Raw genomic sequence first — 19,703 nt, forward strand, 5'->3', positions numbered from 1 at the left:
TGTGTTGCTTGTTAAGCTTTTTGGAAGTCGTAGACACTGCCTAACTGAAGGATTTGAGTGAGCTCATCCAATGCCTGTCGGCTTTCTTGAAGTAATTTAGGATCAGCCAGATCCGCTTCCACTAAATGATCTCGGTAGTGCTTATCGACCCAATTGTTCAGGGTGTTGAATAAGCGATCATTCATGAGTGTCGCAGGGTTCACCGCCGCCAGTTCTGTCTGATTTAACGCCACTCGAAGGCGAAGGCAGGCAGGGCCACCACCATTGCTCATGCTCTGTTTAAGGTCAAAAACCTGAATGTTTTTAATTGGCGTGCCTTGGTTTACTAGGTCTTCTAGATACGCCCAAACTCTCGGGTTGTTTTCCACTTCCCCTGGCACAACAAGAGTCATATCACCGTTAGGGTGGGACACAAGTTGGCTGTTGAACAAATAAGACTGCACACAATCGGCCACGCTGACAGCGACCTCAGGGACCTCTACAAAGTAAAAAGGCGTATCCACATCCCCCCATGCTCGAAGAATGTCCGCTTTCATTTGCTCACGTTTTAGAAACGCTTGCTCATGGTAGAAGTGCACGTTGCGGTTGCCCACTGCGATCACGTCGTTGTGGAACACCCCTGCGTCGATCACATCAGGATTTTGCTGTGCATAGACGACCTTGTTACCGTTTAGACCATGGTTACGTGCGACCGCCTGAGACGCTTCTAAAGTGTGGCGGGCAGGGAATTTTTGCGGCCGTGGCACAGCTGTATTGAAAGCTGACATGCCATACACGAAAAATTCCACTCCCTGCTGACCATAGTCGTGACAAAAGCGAGTATGGTTGGCAGCCCCTTCGTCACCAAAGTGTTCCACACTCGGTAATGCAGGATGGTGAGCAAAGTGGTCAGTATCAGGGAAAGTGGCTTTTAGGATCTCTCCCGTTACTTGATGCTCAATAGAGCGATGGAACTTGTTAACCAAGTTCGCTGGCGTGAAATGCACTCGACCATCGCGACTGTCTGCACTGGGTGAAACGGTTGCCGCATTGGCCGTCCACATGCAGGATGCAGAGCTGACCGCCGCCAGTAGCTTTGGCGCTTGAGCCGCTGCTTGAGCCAAGATTTCAGACTCAGAACCGGTGAAGCCCAAAGAGCGCAAAGTCGGAATATGTGGACGTTCGTGGGGAGCGAGAACGCCTTGTACAAAGCCCATATCCGCTAGTGCCTTCATTTTCACAAGGCCCTGCTTTGCCGCCGCTTTAGGGTTTGACGGCTTAGCAGAGTTGTTCTGGGAGGCGACGTTGCCGAAGGATAGGCCGCTGTAATTGTGAGTCGGGCCGACAAGTCCGTCGAAATTCGCTTCGATTGCTTGGCTCATGGTGACCTCTTGCTGAATCATATAATTAAAGGGTGATGCCGTTTGGTAGAGTGTCAGGCACTTGCAGTGATTCCACTTCGATGCTGGCCACTGGGTAGGCACAATAGTCTGCAGCATAGTAGGCGCTGGCACGGTGATTTCCGCTGGCTCCTGTGCCACCAAATGGCGCCGCACTAGACGCGCCAGTGGTTTGTCGGTTCCAATTGATAATGCCTGCACGGCTGTGCTGCAAGAACCACTCATATTCGGCACGATCGTCCGACAAAATACCTGCGGACAGACCAAATTTAGTATTGTTTGCTTGTGCCATGGCGTCATCCATAGAGTCATAACGGATGACCGTCAGTAATGGACCAAAGTATTCTTTGTCTGGTAGAGAAGACAGCATGGCTGTTGCATCCACAATCCCTGGGGTAACAAAGCCTGTATTGGCGTCCCCACGGGTCATTTCCACCACAGGCTTAGCCCCAAGCTCAACAAGCTTTTGGTAGTTTTGGTAGAGGGCATCTGCTGCGCCAGCAGAAACAATGGGTCCCATAAAGGGCGCTGGCGTAGCGTCAAACCGATCAACCTTTATGGCCTTAGTCGCTGTGACGAGTGCCGCAAGAATGGCGTCTCCATGGGCGCCTTTTGGCAACAGGAGTCGACGTGCACAGGTGCAGCGCTGACCTGCTGACAAGAACGCAGATTGGATGATTTCATAGACAGCAGCACGGACATCTTGAGTCTTCTCAGACACCAGTAAGGGGTTGTTGCCCCCCATTTCTAACGCCAAAATTTTACCCGGATGGCCTGCAAACTGATCATGTAATACATGGCCTACTTCAGGGCTGCCGGTGAAGAACAATCCATCAATTCCCGGATGATTGGCTAGGGCTACACCAGTATTGCGCTCTCCTTGAACAAGGTTAAGCACGCCAGCTGGGATGCCTGCCTGCTGCCAAAGCTGAATAATCAGATCCGATACGGCTGGAGCTTGTTCACTGGGTTTAAAGACAATGGTATTGCCAGCAATCAAGGCTGGAACAATATGTCCGTTAGGTAGATGCCCCGGAAAGTTGTACGGCCCAAAGACAGCCACTACCCCATGGGGACGGTGGCGCAAGACTGCCTTTGCCCCCGGCATGTCGGAGCTTTTGGTACCTGTGCGCTCGTCATAGGCTTGTTTAGAGATGCCTACTTTACCGATCATAGCGGCTACTTCGGTACGTGTTTCCCAAATGGGTTTGCCTGTTTCACGGCTGATGAGTAGGGCGATCTCTTCCGTATGTTGTTTTACCAACTCGGCAAATCGATCAATGATCTCGGTACGCTCAGTTATGGGGCGGTTGGCCCATGCAGGGAAGGCGGCACGGGCGGCTTTGATTGCGTCGTCTACTTGAGCTTCTGTAGCGCTGTTGGCTTGCCAAACTTGAAAGGCGTCAGAAGGGTCAATCGAGGTGACAAGGGCACCTTGGCCAGCGACCCACTGGTTATTAATAAAATGCTGTTGTTTCATGGGATCTCCTCGGTAAATTAGCGACTGGTGAACGGTGACAGTTCCACCACACGTAAGGGCTCTTTGTGCTTAACCAGTAGCGCGTCGGCTTCTTCTTGGCTCAGTACAAGGCCGCTGCCCGGTGGTGTCGCTCGTTGGATGAGAATGCAACGGAATTCGTCCAGCTTCGCATTAGAAACCAGATATTGTGCGCCTTCGTTCGCCCCTTTTGGTGTGCCAATAGTGGCTAGAACAAGACGGCTATCGCGCACGGCCCGTAGATCTTGGATGCGTGCTTCGAGGGTTGGGCCACCGTCAAAGATGTCCACGTAGTTTTCAAAACGGAAGCCTTCTTGCTCCAGTAAGCGACGGGCAGGCTCGGTGTTTTTATGGACTTTGCCTAGTACGTCCCGTGCATCTTGAGGGAGTAAGTTCACATAAACCGGATTGTTGGGCATCAGTTCAGCGATAAATTGCTTGTTACCATGGGCGGTTAGTTCATCGGCTCGCTCAAAATCAATGGAGAAGAACTGACGGCCAAGGCTTTCCCATAGGGGCGAGACGCCTTCTTCATCACACACGCCACGCATTTCAGCGAAGATCTTTTCGGTAAAGCGCTCTGGAAATTGGGCTAGGAACATAAAGCGGCTTTTTGACAGCAACTGGCCGTTACGTGAGTGGCGGTAGTCTTCTTTTAAAAACAAAGTACAGACTTCGCTAAAGCCAGTGTAATCATTGTTAAGTACCAATGTGGGGTGCATGTTGTGAACCCCAAGTTCCCGGGAGGAGTGGGTAATGGTGCCTAGGTGGTAGCTGTAAAAAGGCTCGTCGAGACCCACTGTTGAGAGCAGGCCACAGGTGCCTACTATTTGGTTGGTTTCGGTGTCTTCCAGGACAAATAGATAGCTCTCTTCGTCTGGTTGCTCAATGTCTTCTTTATCGAAAGCATCAAGAGAGGCTTGGATCTTTCGCGTTAGAATCTTCTCGTCGGCCACTAGGGACGTAAAGCCAACCCCTGTCAGTTCGGCTAAATGGTATAGCTCTGCTAGGTCATCCTTTTTGATCGGACGTATTACCATCATAGCGGTGTTCCTCTTTTGCAGCTTGGGTCGTAACTAGGTGACCCGGTTGTTCTATTAATTAAAGTTCAGCCCATTGAATACGGCTACCTGAATATAAGCCTAAGCTGTGTTGGGTATCTGGATGAATAACTAAGCCAGCCACTTGGGACTCGGCGTTGGCACTGATGACTCGGAAGTCTTCTAGGTGACCTGCAGCAATTAAGTAAGGGGTTTTGCTCGATAGTTTGGTGTCAATCAGAGCTTTCCCCATACGCTGACTACTGACGGTCTTTAGATCTTGTACACGGGCCTCGATGGTTGGCCCAGCGTCAAAGATGTCAACATAATCTCGGAATATGAAACCTTCATTAAGCAGAATGTCGGCGACTTTCTCTGAGTCTTCATGGATCACCCCAATGGCATCTTGTGCTTCCTCTGGCAAGGTTGGCACATAGATAGGGTAGCGAGGCATTAGCTCCGCAATAAAATGCTTATTACTGACCCCGGATAAGTAATCCGCCTTTTTAAAGTCCATGCTGAAAAAGTGGCGTCCTAGGGCATCCCAAAACGGAGAATAGCCTTTGCGATCACTTTCTCCTCGTAGTTCCACAAACAGTTTCTTTGTGAAACGGTCAGGATGGCGAGCAATGAATAGCAGACGAGCTCTGGATAAAAGCGCCATGGCTTGAGTGTTTTGATGGGCTTGATCAATGACCAGTGAGAACAGACGGCTCATACCGCTGTAGTCGTGACATAAAAACAACGCAGGCACACGATTATGGATCTGAAGTTGCGGCGAAGCGTGTACCACTTCGTCAATACGGTAGCTGTAAAACGGTGAATCTACCCCCACCATGGCGTCGATTCCGCAGGAACCCACAACTTGGTCAGTTGTTGTGTCGACCAAAACAAATAAATAAGATTCGTTGCCCGGCTGCACCACATCGGTTTGCAAAGAGCGGATGGAGGTGGCGATTTTGTCGTTAAGACGCTCTCGATTCGCAGGAAAGTTGGTGATACCGATTCCGGCGTTTTGAGCCAAGCGTTCTAGTGCTGGTAAGTCTGAAAAGTCAGCGGGTCTAACTAAATACACTGGACGCTCCTAAAAGATAAGCAGACAATGGATTGATTATCGCGGAAGGCGAACGGAACGGGTAGGTGGCTATTTTCGTAATTGCGACCTATCGTTCAATAACTTGGACATATTGAGTCGAATTTAGAAAAATCATGAAGAAAAGTACCATTAAGGCAGGGGTGTACCAACATTACAAAGGTGCAGAATACTGGGTTGAGCGAGTAGCGCGACACAGTGAAACGGAAGAAGAGATGGTGGTTTACCAGGCGCTTTATGGCGAGTTTGGGTGGTGGGTGCGTCCTAAAGCGATGTTTTTAGAAAGTGTCATCATCGACGGCGAAAGTATCCCACGGTTTGAATGGATTCGAGCCACGATAGACGAATGATCCTATAAAAAACGCGCCTAAGGCGCGTTTTTTATATTCAGTCGTAGTACATCCAAGGGGATTCACGCATAAAGCGAAGCACTTGCTCTCTAAACCATTGGTGAGCAGGGTCTTTGTCGTAACGTTCATGCCAGCAAATTTGAATGGGATGGCGACCTTTGTAGGGGTCAGCTTCCACAGCGTCAATTGGTAAAGGTGCGACTCGTATGGAGGAGAATCCCTCTTTGCAATCGGCAATGTTGCTAAACATTTCGCCTAATTGTGCGGAACCGATTAATGCCATGCCGCGTTTTACCGCTTCAATGGTCACAGTAATGCTGTCGGTTTCGATCTTAGGTTCAATCTCGTAGCCTAAGCGCTCCAGTTTTTCGATGGTGACACAGGTGGTCGCACTGCGGAAATTACGAATGTTGAACACTACGGTGTTGTGTTGCATTAAATCTCGTAAGGTAATTTCTTCTTTGAAATAGAGTGGGTGGGATTCGCTTAGAATCACGCACGCATCCATGGCACCGACTAATTTACTGCGAATATTATTCGGTGTACTGGACACATTAATGATGCCGAGATCCACACCATTCATAAGGTCTTCAAAGCCTTCCTGGGTCCAGTTACTGGTCATCAAGCGTATGTTCGGGGCTTGATAATGGAGCATGGCCAACAAAGGTTCGGTAAACGTCAGTAGTATTTCTTCGTCCGCTTTAATGTTAAAACGGCGTTTTAGGGTAGCCTGGTCGAATTGGGTTGGCTGAAGTAAGTTTGTCATGGAGTTCAAGATCGGTGAGATCAACTCATTCAGCTCATAGGCTCGTGTAGTTGGACTTAATCCATAGGCTTGGCGAGTAAACAGCGGATCGTTAAACAGATCCCGTAAACGCTGTAGGGATTTACTCAGGGCTGGCTGAGTCACGCCTAAACGCTCTGCGGCGCGGGATACACTGCACTCTTCTAAAATGACTTGAAACGAAACTAACAGTTTTACGTCGAGTTTTAATAAATCTTCAATTCGCATAACAACATCCGTAGCCCTCAAGCACGAATGCGCTTGAGGGCAGGTGTGCGACCTTACATATTAAAGTCGCGGGCTTTTCGGTACTTCACTCGGTGCAACATGACGTAGAACACCGGCACAGCAATAAGTGTCAATATGGTGGCAAAGCCAAGGCCAAAGGCAATGACAACTGCCATCCCTTCAAAGAAGGCGTCGTATAGCAATGGCACCATACCTAAGATGGTGGTGATGGCAGCCATACATACGGGGCGAACACGACTCACCGCTGATTTAAACACGGCTTCGTAGGTTTCCGTACCTTGGGCGATTTCGTAGTTAATTTGGTCCGCGAGAACGATACCATTTTTCACGATCATGCCCGATAGGCTGAGGAAGCCCAGCAGTGCCATAAAGCTAAAGGCGGCGTTCATTGCCAACAGGCCGACGGACACACCGATCAGCGCCAAAGGCACACAGAACCAGATAACCAGTGGCACGCGTACCGAGTTGAACAACAAAATCGTTATGATGAACATGAACAAGTAACCCATTGGCAGAGACGTAAAGATGTTCGCCTGTGCATCGGTACTGCTTTCATATTCGCCACCCCATTCGAGTGTGTAGCCCGGTGGAAGTTCAATCTGCTCGATGGGTCCACGAATGCGACCGAATACAGACATGGCCGTTTCATCTCCAAGGATGAGTGGGTCGGCTTTCACTGTAATCGTACGCTTACGGTCACGACGCTCGATGATGGGATCTTCCCAAACGGTTTCAAATCCATCTACGATGTTTGATACGGATACGTATGCACCGCTTGCAGGGCTGTAGATCTGTAGATCACGTACCTGGTCAATGGCCACACGTTCACTTTCAGGCACCGTCTGAATGATCGGCAGTAAGTCAGTACCATCTCGGTAGGTGCCGATTTCTGCACCGGTGAAATTGGTCAACAAGACTTCGTCTAGGTCCGACTTGTTGATACCTAAACGACGGGCTTGGGCATCATTCAAGATGGGACGCAACACCTTAACTGGCTGACGCCATCGCTTCTTTGTTTTCCTTAAAGAACAGGTCACAGAAGAATGGTGTCAGAGTGATGGCTGTTACCCAGCTTAAAAGCAGGGAAATCAACAAGACATAGAACAAGGAGCCAACGAACTCACCCACAGAGTCCGGAGACAAACCAATCGGTGCAAAGGCTGTAACCGCAATAACGGTTGCGCCGAGTAAGGGCCACTTAGTTTGTTTAACCACGGCGGAAGCTGCTTCAAACTTGGTTTGCCCCCGGTGTAGGCCAATCAAGATCCCTTCAGTGACCACAATGGCGTTATCCACCAACATCCCCAGAGCAATGATCAACCCCCCTAATGAAATCCGCTGAAGGTTGATGTTGAAGTACTCCATGACAATGAAAGTACCTAGGATTGTAAGCAATAAGATTAAGCCGATCAGAATGCCGGAGCGAACTCCCATGAATACAAGCAAGACAAGGATTACGATCCCCACGGCCGCGGCAAGGTTCGCTAGGAAGCTGGAGACGGATTTCTCTACTTCTTTAGACTGGAAGTAAACCGTATCTAAGCTGATGCCTACAGGTTGCTGGTATTCAAGCTCATGAAGGCGGGCTTCAATGCGCTTGCCCACTTCAACCACGTTGACGTTGTTGCTGAACGAGACGCCCAATAGGAGTGAACTGGCGCCGTTGAAATTCACCAACTGATCTTGTGGATCTTGGTATTCACGTTTGACCGTGGCGACGTCTTTTAGACGAATCAAGTTGTCTTCACCAGGGGAGCCGACAATCAAGTTTTCCAATTCGGAAATGTCTTGGAATTCGCCCGTTGGGCTAATGCGGATGTACTCAGAGCCTACCTGTACCTTACCTGCGTCAGACACCACGTTTTGGTTTGCTAACAGGGTTTGTAGCTGGGAAGGTGATACGCCCATATTGGCCAACTTAGAGCGTGACATTTCGATGGTCACTTGTTCGCTCTGTTCTGCTGCGACAGCCACTTTCGCTACGCCATCAACCAGCACTAGCTCACGTTTAACATAGTCCACGTAGTTTTCTAGGTCTTTGTAAGGGTAGCCCTCACCATGGACCGCAAGCATGATGCCGTACACATCGCCAAAATCGTCCACCACAATCGGCGTGCCAACCCCCGTAGGGAAGCTACCACGCATGTCGTTGACCTTCTTGCGTACTTCGTCCCAAATCTGTTTGAGCTGTTCCGCACGGTAAGTGTCTTTAATGGTGATTTGGACCTTGGAGTAGCCCGCTTTAGAGGTAGACACTACCTTGTCGAGATAGGGCAGGTTTTGCAACTCAAGCTCGATAGGATAGGTGACTTCCTCCTCTACCTGCTCTGGACTTGCGCCCGGATAATAGGTGATGACCAGAGCTTCCTTGATGGTGAACTCTGGGTCTTCCAACTGTCCCAAGTTGGTGAATGCAATCGCCCCACCCAATAACAGGATGAGGGTTACAAGCCAACTGGATACTTTACGTTCAATAAAATAACCGGCGATATTCAACTTAAATTCCTCGCTCGCGAGTCCATGGGCGTACTTGCATGTCGTTGGCTAGGCTGTTTACGCCAGCGGAGACAATCTGCTCGCCAGCGCTGAGGCCGGATGTGATCTCAATATGGCTTTGGGTCATATCACCCAAGGTGACATCACGTGGTGAGACAGTTTCAGACACAGGGTTATAAATCCAAACGACGCTTTGTTTTTGGCCTTCGTTAGACTGCTTACGCATCACCGCTTCGATTGGCACTGTGATGTGTGTCGGACGACCACTGATCGCACTGATGTCTAGGCTAACCGTTGCCGTCATACCTGGTAGCAGGTTGATGCTGGCTTTTTCAGAGTTCAGCAATGATAAGGTGGCGTCGTAAGATTTAGTGGTTTCGTTAGGGGTGGTACGGTGCTCTTTATATACCCCTTCAAAAGTTTGGTTTGGGGCTGAATCGATGGAAACTTTAGGGTGGTACTCCAAGGCAACTTTACGTACGTTCGCCACCAAGCGCTCAGGGATTTGGAAAACCACGTCCATTTGCTCGATATTTTGAATGTGAAGAATGGTTTGTGTTGCAGCCACGTATTCAAAATTATCGATGTCTAGAGACGCAATAATGCCATCATAAGGAGCTTTCAAAACACTGTAGCCTAGCTGGTTTTGAGCGGTTTGCAGAGCGTTTTGCGCTTGATCTAGATTAGCTTTTGCTTCGTCGTATTGGGCTTGTGATGTAGCCCTTTGAGACAACATGGTCTTAGTACGATCAAACTGAACTTTGGCCAGATCGTAGTTGGCTTGAGACAATTCGACCTGTAGTTTGTAATCCGTCGGGTCCAGAGATGCCAATACTTGGCCACGTTTTACACGCTCACCTTCTTTGACATTAAGTTTTGTCACCTGACCGCCAACACGGAAGGCTAAATTGGACTCGGCACTGGCTTTAAGCTCAGCGGGGAAGTCTCGAAAGCTGACCGCATCTGTGGAATCAACAGTAAACAGTTTTACTGGTCGAATGATTGGGGCAGCAGCTTCTGTGGTGGTTTCTTCTTCAGAAGAACAGGCACTAAGAAGAAACGCAGCAGTAAACGCAAGGGTTATGGGCTTAAGTGCCCAAAATCTACGAGCCATGGAATACTCCGTAAACAGTCAGTAAAAGAAAGTGAATAACTGGATTTTATATCTATCGGTCAGAGATATAAATTAAGTGTACGCTATGGTAGATATTCCGCTAGGGATATATCTTGCGGGATTTAATTTGTATTGTGATTCATAGTTCTAAACGGACTTTTTACTTGTTTGTGAAGACATAATGTGGACTAAGCTTTACTAGCTCTTATGTAAGAACACAGGGTAACATCGGTACAGGCTTTATAAGGAGTAAGGACTTGTTTTTCTCTTGGTACTCATTGCGAGCAGTCTTTGTGTGGATGGTGTGTGCGGCTTTGTTAGCGGGTTGCTCTGGGTCACCCGTACAAACGTATCACACCGACAAAGGGCAAGGAGAGTTGTCGTTCTATGTGGATGAAAACGCTGCTTACCTGTCGGGGGTGTTAGACAGTCAGCTCCCCGAGCAGCTGAAAGCCATGTTAAGCGAGCATCCAAATGTCACTGAGTTGGTGTTGGTGGATGTGCCTGGAACGTTAGATCAAGCTGCCACCATTGAAGCCGCTAGGATGATTCGACGTCTGGGTTTAAATACCCATATTGCTCGTACGGGCTATGTACTATCCGGTGGCGTCGACCTATTCTTAGGAGGGGTTGAGCGTTCTATTGGCGCCGGTGCTGGTGTGGCAGTGCATTCTTGGCGCGATGCCAGAGAATGGGGCAGTGATGTGAACATTGCGGATCCAGTCCATGCCAGTTACATTAATTTTTATCTTTCTATGGGGATTCCTGAGCGCTTTTATTGGTTTACCTTAGATGCGGCACCATCAGAGCGGGTGTACTTTTTGTCACCGGAAGAGATCTACGATTATCAGTTGGTCACGGACTGAGGTCACCATTCATGGGGGAAACAATGGAGCAAATTGAGCTGTTTCACATTGAAAGCCCCTGTCGAGGCGTTTGCCAAAGCAGTGCAAAAGGGTTTTGCAAAGGGTGTTTACGCAGTCGAGAAGAGCGTTTTCACTGGCACACCATGGGAGAGGTGGAGCGCCGTCAGGTGATCCAACTGTGCAAAACTCGCTGGCAGCGTTTATTAAAGGCCCGTCAGGAGCGCCTCGACATGTCCACGGAAAAAGACTTGCCCTATGGCATGGAGGGAGAAGAAGTCCAGGACTTATTCTCCACGCCGATCTCTGAGTATTCCTGATAGATTAAATACCAAAAATAGCTTCCAGTGCTTCAGATAAGCGCTCCACACCGACCACTTCCATTCCCGGAATAGGCTTTTTAGGACAGTTCGCCTTGGGGACCACCGCACGTTTAAAGCCATGTTTGGCTGCTTCGCTGATGCGCTCTTGACCCGATGGCACAGGGCGGATTTCGCCGGATAAGCCGACTTCCCCAAGTACCACTAAATCATGGGGTAAGATCTGATCTCTGAAGCTAGAGACAACTGCGGCAATGGCGGCTAGATCCGCGGAGGTTTCCAAGACTTTGACACCGCCGACCACGTTTAGATACACATCTTGATCTGCGGTCAGTAACCCACCGTGTTTGTGTAATACAGCCAACAACATGGCCAATCGATTGTGGTCAAAGCCCACCGTAACGCGACGAGGGTTCCCCAGCGCTGAGTCGTCCACTAAGGCTTGTAGCTCTACCAATAGGGGGCGTGTACCTTCCCATACCACCATGACTAAGCTGCCCGCAGCAGGGTGATTGGAGCGGTTCAAAAAGATGGAGCTGGGGTTTTTAACTTCTTTAAGGCCGTTTTCGAGCATGGCGAATACGCCTAACTCATTGATGGCGCCAAAGCGGTTTTTCATGCCCCGTAAGGTGCGAAAGCGGGAATCTTCAGAGCCTTCTAATAAAACGGAACAATCCACCATGTGCTCTAGTACCTTAGGGCCTGCCAGTGTGCCATCTTTGGTCACATGGCCTACCAGCAGCACAGTGGTTTGAGTCTGTTTGGCAAATCGTGTCAAGACGGCAGCACTTTCTCGTACTTGGGAAACACTACCGGGGGCGGATTCAATGCCATCCAAGTGCATCACCTGAATGGAGTCGATCACCATGACTTTGGGTTTAATTTGATCTGCCACTGCCATGATGGATTCAACATTGGTCTCAGACAGCATTTTTAAGTTTTTGGTAGGGAGTCCTAACCGCTGGGCTCGCATCGCGACCTGTTGCAAGGATTCTTCCCCAGTCACATACATGGCGCTTTGCTGCTGGGCGAGCCAGCACATGGTTTGCAATAGCAGGGTACTTTTACCCGCTCCAGGGTGACCACCAATGAGCACCACGCCTCCAGGCACTAAGCCGCCCCCCAGCACTCGGTCAAATTCACTGGCGCCAGAGCTAAAGCGGGGAACATCCCCCAAGTCGACTTCCGATAAGTCTTGAATGCCGGTTGTTGCGCCCGCGTATCCCTGACGACGGGTGTCTTGGCTGGCAGCGACCCGAGCAGAAGTTTTACTGCTACTGACTTTAAATTCTTGCAGGGTGTTCCATGCGCCACAGGCTTGGCACTGGCCTTGCCACTTAGCATAGTCGGCGCCACATTCATTACAGACAAAGGCGGTTTTGGCTTTGGCCATGGGTCTTCCTTCCTTAAAAATACAAACGGCCGCTGGTGGTGCCAGCGGCCGTTGAGTTGTCTCACCAGATGATCAGTATGGTATCACAGGCTTTGGCTTATTGGGTTTTCCAATCAATGCTGTAAAGGTCCAAACGACGGTCTTTTAGATTGTTTACAGACCCCTCGCTGCGAACCAGTTTGAGCTTGTCCAAGTCCAAATCAGAGAACATTAGCATCTCTGTGTTGGGTGTGGTTTCCGCCATGACAGCATCATGTGGGAAGGAGAAATCTGACGGGGAGAATACCGCAGCTTGTGAGTACTGAACGTCCAGATTTTCCACTTGCGGCAAGTTACCACAGCTACCACAGATGACCACATAGCATTCGTTTTCAATGGCGCGAGCTTGAGCACAGCTGCGCACGCGCAGGTAGCCGTTCTTCGTATCTGTCCAGAAAGGCACGAACAGAATATCCATATCTTGGGATGCAAGATGGCGGGCAAGCTCTGGGAATTCCACATCGTAACAAATTAGGATACCGATGCGGCCTGCGTCCGTGTCCCACACACGTACTTCGTAACCGCCTTCGATGACCCAGTCACGGCGTTCATGTGGCGTAATGTGGATCTTGCGTTGTTCTTCGATGGTGCCATCGCGACGACATAGGTAGCTGACGTTGTACATGATGTCGTCTTCAACCACTGGCATGGAGCCGGTAATGACGTTGATGTTGTAACTCACTGCCAGCTGTGACATTTCGCTCACAAAGCGCTCCGTGAAGGAGGCTAAAAAGCGGATGGCTTCGGTCTGGTTGGTTTGATCCGGCGCTAAGCCCATCAATGGCGCATTGAAGAATTCGGGAAATAGGGCGAAGTCACTCTTATAGCTGGACAATGCATCAATGAAGTATTCCACTTGTTTCAGTAACTCTTCTACGCTGCCCACTTCACGCATTTGCCATTGTACGGCACCGATACGCACTTGCGTTTTGCGGTACTCAAGTACAGTGGTCTCTGGTTCGTAGAAGATGTTTTTCCACTCGAGCAGCGTTGCGTAACCACGGGACTTTTCGTCTTCCGGTAAGTATTTAGTTAGCAAACGAGTGACTTGGAAGTCATTCGATAATTGGAACGTAAGGATCGGATCGTAGATACGACGTTTGTCCACCGCTTCTAAGTATTCTGCTGGACTCATTTCATCCGCATGCTGGTAGTAATTTGGAATGCGGCCACCAGCCAAAATGGCGATCAGGTTTTCTTGACGACATAACTCTTTGCGAGCTTCGTACAAGCGTCGACCAAGACGGTAACCTCGGTACTCTGGGTCGATCAGTACGTCCAAACCATAAAGGGCGTCGCCATTTTCATCATGGTAAATACGCTCACGCTGGTCCACTAGATCGTCGTAGGTATGGGGGTTGCTAAAGCGCTGGTAGTTCACTTTAACAGACAGGGCGATACCCACGATTTGGTCGTGGTCAACCAGACAGATTTGGCCGTCTGGTAGATCCTTGATGAGTTTGCGAATCGTGTTTTTTGGCCATGAACCGCCAATGTCATGATAGACGCGATCCATGAGGGCTTTGACTTGTGGGTAGTCATCAAGTGTTAAGTTACGGATCTTAAGGTGTAGATCTTCCAACATGGGAGCTCCAAAATAGATTGCAGTGATGTGGGTACTATATCGCACTTCTTGGCGGGTTTTGCAGATTAGATGTGATGCAAATAAGAAAACCCCCGCCGAGGCGAGGGTTTCCTAGAAGAGTTAATAATCGTTAGAGATTATTTTTTGAACTCTGGGTATGCTTCCATACCACATTCAGAGATATCAACACCTTCGTACTCTTCTTCTTCAGTAACACGAACACCCATGATTGCTTTGATAACCAACCAAACAACCAAGCTTGCTACGAATACCCATACGAAGATTGTTAGAGCACCAGCGATCTGGCCACCGAAAGAAGCGCCGTCGTTCGTTAGAGGTACTGCTAGAAGACCCCAAAGACCTACAACACCGTGTACAGAGATAGCGCCCACTGGATCGTCGATTTTTAGTTTGTCTAGAGTCAGGATAGAAACCACAACGATCAGACCACCTACAACACCGATTAGCGTAGCGCCAAGAGCGGAAGGAGTAGAAGGCTCAGCAGTGATGGCAACAAGACCAGCCAAAGCGCCGTTTAGAAGCATTGTTAGATCTGCTTTGCCGAATAGGATACGTGCTAGGATCAATGCGCCTACTGCACCACCTGCTGCTGCAGCGTTAGTGTTTAGGAACACCATTGCAACAGAGTTAGCGTTAGCGATATCGCCAAGTTTTAGAACAGAACCGCCGTTGAAACCGAACCAACCCAACCAAAGGATGAATGTACCCAAAGTGGCTAGAGGTAGGTTTGCACCTGGGATCGCACGTACTTCGCCGTTAGGGCCGTATTTGCCTTTACGAGCGCCAAGTACTAGAACACCTGCAAGTGCTGCTGCAGCACCGGCCATGTGTACGATGCCTGAACCTGCGAAGTCAGAGAAGCCCATGTCGCCTAGGTTGTACATGCCGAATACGTCTGCACCACCCCAAGTCCAAGAACCTTCTAGTGGGTAAATAACACCAGTCATTACCACTGCGAAAGTTAGGAAAGCCCAAAGCTTCATACGCTCAGCAACTGCACCAGATACAATAGACATTGCTGTTGCAACGAATACTACCTGGAAGAAGAAGTCAGAAGCGCCAGAGTAAATAGAACCGCCTTCGAAGCCACCTTCACGGCCAGCGAAGTCAGATAGCGTAGACGCTACGTCTACGTCTTGAATACCAGAAAGGAACCAAGTGCCGCCGTACATGATTGCGTAACCGCAAACCAAGTACATGATACAAGAGATCGCAAAAAGCGCGACGTTCTTAGTTAGGATTTCAGTTGTGTTTTTAGCACGTACAAGGCCTGCTTCTAACATTGCGAAGCCGGCTGCCATCCACATAACTAGTGCGCCACACACCAAGAAGTAAAAGGTGTCCATGGCATATTGTAAGTGAAAAATTTGATCTTGCATGTTTCGCCCCCCTAAAGGCTTGTAAGATTCGAGCAGTAATTAAACCGCGTCTTCCCCAGTCTCGCCGGTACGAATACGAACCGCTTGCTCAAGATTAACGATGAAGATTTTACCGTCGCCGATTTTGCCAGTGTTGGCAGCGTTAGAGATGGCTTCAACAACCTGGTCAGCCATGTCGTCTGCAATGGCTAGCTCGATTTTTACTTTTGGTAGAAAGTCCACAACGTATTCCGCACCGCGGTATAGTTCTGTGTGACCTTTTTGACGTCCAAAGCCTTTAACTTCTGTCACGGTAATACCTTGTACACCGATTTCAGAAAGTGCTTCGCGAACATCATCCAGTTTGAATGGCTTGATGATGGCAGTGATAAGCTTCATACCTACAGTCTCCTTAATTAAGTCTGGCTTATTGTCGTGTCGCAGGTGTTTAGAACTATACAAGGAGTGTGCCATGTTAAAGAAAAGACCGATAAAACCTGCTAATCCCTTGCTATTAAAGGGCTTGCAAGTTTAGACCTCTTTTTTTGCTCATTCACTGTAAGGAGTTTGCAAAGAGTGGTGCTGGTGCGGTTGTTCAATTTTGGTGCATTATGGCGTAATAGGCTGGTCTAAATTGTGATTTGCAGTGTTATTTGTTTGTTATTACAGATTTTTTAGTGAATAAAACTGCGCCCCTATTGGGCGTTTATGGTTTTTTTTAGGGTCTTTGTGTTGGCTTTGATTCGGGTTGTGCACTTAAAGGATGCGTTTGAGGAGTGCGATTATGGGGCATAATTGTGTACAGACATTCTTAAGTTGGACTCTTATAATGAAGAGAACAGGAATCAAACCAAGAGGTCAGTATGATTGATCAATTTATAAAGCAACTGGGCACTGGACTTGAACAAGCTGCCAGCACCCTAGGTAAGCTGCCAGCAGAAGAAATCCAAGCACAACTGCATCAAGTGGCTAAAAACACCTTAACCAAAATGGACCTTGTCACTCGAGAAGAGTTTGAGGTGCAAGCGGAGATGCTGCAAAAGTACCGTGAGAAACTTGTCCAATTGGAAGCGCGTCTAGCGGAGCTGGAAGCTACAGAAGACAAGTAAAGGTTATTTCCAGCCTTGTAACCATTGATCTTGTTGCAAGGTCTGCCAAGGCATTGGGTAGGTGTTCTTGTTATATACGGCTTCGAGCACCACTTCAGTGACGATCTCATCTTCATCTCTGATGAGTTCGGTCACAATAAAATGCTTCTCTTTATTTTTTGGAACAGCGGACGTCCACTTTGAGAGTAGTAGCTTGTTTGGGTTGAGTTTTTTCATATAGATCCTCCTATATGTAATACGTGACCTAGGGATAATTAGATTGTTTAGCCATTTCAAGGAGTGAGTATGAGCTTAGCAACTGTATACAGCCGTGCCCGTGTGGGGGTTTCGGCGCCTCTCGTTACCGTGGAAACGCATATTTCCAACGGCTTACCGTCTCTCAATATTGTAGGCTTGCCCGAAGCCGCTGTACGTGAATCGAAAGATCGTGTGCGCAGCGCCATTATCAACAGCCAGTTTGAATTTCCCTTACGACGGATCACGATCAACCTAGCGCCAGCGGACTTGCCCAAAGAAGGGGGGCGCTACGATCTTGCGATTGCCATCAGTATTTTAAAAGCTTCCGGACAGTTAGCTGAGTGCCAACTCGGCGAATATGAATTTGTGGGGGAGCTGGCACTCGCAGGGGATTTACGTGGGGTTCCCGGCGTCCTGCCTTCTGCCATGGCAGCTAAGGCTGCGGGACGCAAAATGGTCTGTCCATCGGAAAATGCAAACGAAGCAGGATTAGTCGAGCATAAAATCTACCATGCACACCATCTGACCCAAGTCACGGCGGCCTTGCTGGGGTTATCGAAACTGGAATTATGTTCTGCTGTGCCAAGAGCAGAAGTGCCTGTTCAACACCTGCGAGATATGGCGGATGTAAAAGGCCAATACCAAGCGCGGCGGGCCCTCGAAGTCGCCGCTGCCGGGGCTCATAATTTACTGTTCATTGGCCCTCCGGGAACCGGCAAGACCATGCTGGCGTCACGATTGCCAGGCATCATGCCAAGAATGATTGAATCGGAAGCCTTAGAAGTAGCGGCGGTGCAATCCGTCTCTGGGCGCAAAATGGGGATCGACTGGCATTGGTCAGAGCGGCCTTTTCGCAGCCCCCACCATTCCAGCTCCGCGGTGGCTTTAGTGGGCGGAGGATCAGTGCCTAAGCCTGGAGAAGCCTCTTTGAGCCATCGTGGCGTACTCTTCTTAGACGAATTACCCGAGTTTGATCGCAAGGTGTTGGAAGTGCTGCGTGAGCCATTAGAGAATGGCGAGGTGCACCTTTCTAGAGCCCGTGGACAAGTCTCTTACCCCGCCCGTTTTCAGTTGGTGGCTGCCATGAACGCTAGCAATGAAGCCTACAGTGGAGGCCAAGAATACTACCAATCCTCCGCCAGTCAGAAATACCTGAAAAAACTGTCGGCGCCTTTTTTAGACCGCATTGATTTGCATGTGGAAGTCCCCCCGCTACCCACGGATGTGCTCGTCAACGAACAAGAATTAGGAGAGGCCAGTGATTCCATTCGTCAACGGGTAGAAGCCGCAGTTACTCGACAACGGGCCCGACAAGGGTGCCAAAATGCTTTGTTGAGTGGCCGTGAACTGGAACGCATCTGCGCCCTCAATGATAGCGATAAGGTTTTTATGCAACAGGCACTCGATCGACTTAAGCTGTCTGCGCGGGCCTATCATAGAGTACTACGGGTTGCCTTAACCCTAGCGGATTTAGAGCAAACTACCGTGACCAGAAAACACCTGATGGAATCCCTAAGTTACCGAAAAATGGAGAAAAACATGCTTGGAAATGGGGGAGCTAGTCGTTAATCACTCAATCAGCCTTTTCTCGCTTAAAAATGATAGAAAAGGCTGTCAAATCTATTAGATGGTGTAGGATTAAAGATACTTTCCTAACGAGAGAACACCATGCAAATTAGCTTAAAACCAAGGATGGCTTGGCCGATGTTTGGTGCATTGGTTACAGCAACATTATCTACCCAAGTTATGGCCGCAGGCCAAACAGAGCTTGGGATCTCCTACTCATCTATTGAATATGTGGAACCGGGTGTCATGCGCGAAGAGGGCAACCTTTTTGGCTTCCAAGGACGCTTTACTAACTATGGCTCCACCTTTGTCGCATTGGAAGTGGACTACGCCTTCGGTGATATGGACTACGAAGGTTCTGGAACCCTCCAAGATATCCCTAATAATCTATTCGAAATGCGGGCCTTGTTTGGACCGCGCTTGTATCAGTCAACTCGGTCCCAACTGCACGCCTATGCTGGGATTGGCCAACGTTACTTATCTGATGACAGTAGTGGCATGAAAACCAGTACTCGAACCACGGGCTATACGCGGGAGCAATACTATTGGTACATACCAGTGGGGTTGAACTGGCAACGTAGCTTAGCCAGTGGCTGGGAAGTGGCATTACGTGCGGAGTACGACTACTTTATCGCCGGGCGTAATTACTCAGGTATTGATGAAGTCTGTGGTGGCAGCAGTGGGGTCTTTACTCAAGAAGGTGGTAAAGGCTATCGCTTTGCTTTGAAATTTACCATGCCTGTGTCTGATGGTGGGGGCTCCCTTGCCATAGAGCCTTACTATCGCTATTGGGACATAGGGGATTCGGACACCGACTATATTTCTACACCTAGGTGCACAGGTCCTGGGTATGGATATTACTATGAACCCCAAAATACCTCTGAAGAAGCTGGTATTGGTATACGTTGGGTGTTTTAACGTAAGTCAGTAAAGAAAAAAGAGCGGCAATAGCCGCTCTTTTTTATGGCGCTGCAGTCTCTATGAGCGATCTCGCAGCTCCGCCAGCACATGCTGAAAGAATGTTCGCACCTGCCCCCATTTCACTGGTGTCCATTCAGGGCTTAAAGCAATGTCGTCAATCTGAGTGTGTTGTGATTCTAACGAGCGTCGGCGCAATTCATCCCGAATTTGATGAATGTGTGCTTCGGTGTCATCAAGGATGATTTCGAGCTCTTGTTGAGACAGGCGTTCTAGACGGTTCATAGTGTC

At 49.1% G+C, this 19,703-nt stretch carries 18 protein-coding genes and 1 pseudogene; 6 read left to right on the forward strand and 13 right to left on the reverse strand.

Annotation, left to right across the window (positions count from 1 at the left end):
* Nucleotides 1-11: 11 nt before the first annotated feature.
* Genes astB through ACZ5DR_RS08210 form a run of 4 tightly spaced genes read right to left on the reverse strand, consistent with a single transcriptional unit; the run spans nt 12 to nt 4,992 of the window.
* The gene (astB, locus tag ACZ5DR_RS08195; RefSeq protein ID WP_377368708.1) at nt 12-1,361 is read right to left on the reverse strand and encodes an N-succinylarginine dihydrolase; all 1,350 of its coding nucleotides are present in this window, start codon (nt 1,359-1,361) and stop codon (nt 12-14) included.
* Nucleotides 1,362-1,386: 25 nt separating this feature from the next.
* The gene (gene astD / locus ACZ5DR_RS08200; RefSeq protein WP_377368706.1) at nt 1,387-2,859 is read right to left on the reverse strand and encodes a succinylglutamate-semialdehyde dehydrogenase; all 1,473 of its coding nucleotides are present in this window, start codon (nt 2,857-2,859) and stop codon (nt 1,387-1,389) included.
* 17 nt (nt 2,860-2,876) lie between these two features.
* Entirely contained in the window at nt 2,877-3,920 is a 1,044-nt protein-coding gene (gene astA / locus ACZ5DR_RS08205) for an arginine N-succinyltransferase (RefSeq protein WP_377368704.1), read from the reverse strand.
* A gap of 58 nt (nt 3,921-3,978) precedes the next feature.
* Complete coding sequence (locus ACZ5DR_RS08210) at nt 3,979-4,992, reverse strand: arginine N-succinyltransferase (RefSeq protein ID WP_377368702.1); 1,014 nt, start codon at nt 4,990-4,992, stop codon at nt 3,979-3,981.
* 134 nt (nt 4,993-5,126) lie between these two features.
* Here ACZ5DR_RS08210 and ACZ5DR_RS08215 point away from each other — a divergent pair, with 134 nt between their 5' ends.
* A complete protein-coding gene (locus ACZ5DR_RS08215) occupies nt 5,127-5,360 on the forward strand; it encodes a DUF1653 domain-containing protein (RefSeq protein ID WP_377368700.1) in 234 nt (77 codons plus the stop codon).
* A 37-nt stretch (nt 5,361-5,397) separates the two neighbouring features.
* On the opposite strand, the gene ACZ5DR_RS08220 is transcribed toward ACZ5DR_RS08215, so the two are convergent.
* From ACZ5DR_RS08220 to ACZ5DR_RS08230, 3 genes and pseudogenes are all read right to left on the reverse strand, one after another.
* Nucleotides 5,398-6,372 (reverse strand): LysR family transcriptional regulator, encoded by a 975-nt coding sequence (locus ACZ5DR_RS08220; RefSeq protein WP_377368698.1) that lies wholly within the window; start codon nt 6,370-6,372, stop codon nt 5,398-5,400.
* 53 nt (nt 6,373-6,425) lie between these two features.
* Nucleotides 6,426-8,889: pseudogene (locus ACZ5DR_RS08225) on the reverse strand (efflux RND transporter permease subunit).
* A 1-nt stretch (nt 8,890) separates the two neighbouring features.
* On the reverse strand, nt 8,891-10,003 hold the full coding sequence (locus ACZ5DR_RS08230; RefSeq protein WP_377368692.1) for an efflux RND transporter periplasmic adaptor subunit: 1,113 nt from the start codon (nt 10,001-10,003) through the stop codon (nt 8,891-8,893).
* A gap of 257 nt (nt 10,004-10,260) precedes the next feature.
* On the opposite strand from ACZ5DR_RS08230, the gene ACZ5DR_RS08235 reads away from it, so the two are divergent.
* Nucleotides 10,261-10,869, forward strand: coding sequence for a COG3904 family protein (locus ACZ5DR_RS08235; RefSeq protein WP_377368690.1), 609 nt, complete (start codon nt 10,261-10,263; stop codon nt 10,867-10,869).
* 11 nt (nt 10,870-10,880) lie between these two features.
* Entirely contained in the window at nt 10,881-11,186 is a 306-nt protein-coding gene (locus tag ACZ5DR_RS08240) for a DUF1289 domain-containing protein (RefSeq protein WP_377368688.1), read from the forward strand.
* A 4-nt stretch (nt 11,187-11,190) separates the two neighbouring features.
* Here the strand turns inward: ACZ5DR_RS08240 and radA are convergent, their stop codons facing one another.
* From radA to glnK, 4 genes are all read right to left on the reverse strand, one after another.
* Complete coding sequence (gene radA, locus ACZ5DR_RS08245; RefSeq protein ID WP_377368687.1) at nt 11,191-12,579, reverse strand: DNA repair protein RadA; 1,389 nt, start codon at nt 12,577-12,579, stop codon at nt 11,191-11,193.
* A gap of 97 nt (nt 12,580-12,676) precedes the next feature.
* Nucleotides 12,677-14,203, reverse strand: coding sequence for a GNAT family N-acetyltransferase (locus ACZ5DR_RS08250; protein ID WP_377368685.1), 1,527 nt, complete (start codon nt 14,201-14,203; stop codon nt 12,677-12,679).
* Between the two features lie 137 nt (nt 14,204-14,340).
* Nucleotides 14,341-15,603, reverse strand: a complete 1,263-nt coding sequence (locus ACZ5DR_RS08255; protein WP_377368683.1) for an ammonium transporter — start codon at nt 15,601-15,603, stop codon at nt 14,341-14,343.
* A gap of 39 nt (nt 15,604-15,642) precedes the next feature.
* On the reverse strand, nt 15,643-15,981 hold the full coding sequence (glnK, locus tag ACZ5DR_RS08260; protein WP_067204550.1) for a P-II family nitrogen regulator: 339 nt from the start codon (nt 15,979-15,981) through the stop codon (nt 15,643-15,645).
* Nucleotides 15,982-16,445: 464 nt separating this feature from the next.
* On the opposite strand from glnK, the gene ACZ5DR_RS08265 reads away from it, so the two are divergent.
* Nucleotides 16,446-16,691, forward strand: coding sequence for an accessory factor UbiK family protein (locus ACZ5DR_RS08265; protein WP_377368681.1), 246 nt, complete (start codon nt 16,446-16,448; stop codon nt 16,689-16,691).
* Nucleotides 16,692-16,694: 3 nt separating this feature from the next.
* Here the strand turns inward: ACZ5DR_RS08265 and ACZ5DR_RS08270 are convergent, their stop codons facing one another.
* On the reverse strand, nt 16,695-16,907 hold the full coding sequence (locus ACZ5DR_RS08270; RefSeq protein ID WP_377368679.1) for a TIGR02450 family Trp-rich protein: 213 nt from the start codon (nt 16,905-16,907) through the stop codon (nt 16,695-16,697).
* Nucleotides 16,908-16,976: 69 nt separating this feature from the next.
* On the opposite strand from ACZ5DR_RS08270, the gene ACZ5DR_RS08275 reads away from it, so the two are divergent.
* Together ACZ5DR_RS08275 and ACZ5DR_RS08280 are read left to right on the forward strand one after the other, a co-directional pair.
* A complete protein-coding gene (locus ACZ5DR_RS08275) occupies nt 16,977-18,497 on the forward strand; it encodes a YifB family Mg chelatase-like AAA ATPase (RefSeq protein ID WP_377368677.1) in 1,521 nt (506 codons plus the stop codon).
* A gap of 99 nt (nt 18,498-18,596) precedes the next feature.
* Nucleotides 18,597-19,412, forward strand: a complete 816-nt coding sequence (locus tag ACZ5DR_RS08280; RefSeq protein WP_377368675.1) for a hypothetical protein — start codon at nt 18,597-18,599, stop codon at nt 19,410-19,412.
* A 60-nt stretch (nt 19,413-19,472) separates the two neighbouring features.
* On the opposite strand, the gene ACZ5DR_RS08285 is transcribed toward ACZ5DR_RS08280, so the two are convergent.
* Nucleotides 19,473-19,697: a hypothetical protein gene (locus tag ACZ5DR_RS08285; RefSeq protein WP_377368673.1), complete on the reverse strand. Its 225-nt coding sequence runs from the start codon at nt 19,695-19,697 to the stop codon at nt 19,473-19,475.
* Nucleotides 19,698-19,703: the final 6 nt, after the last annotated feature.

Source organism: Marinomonas vaga (genome assembly GCF_055388305.1).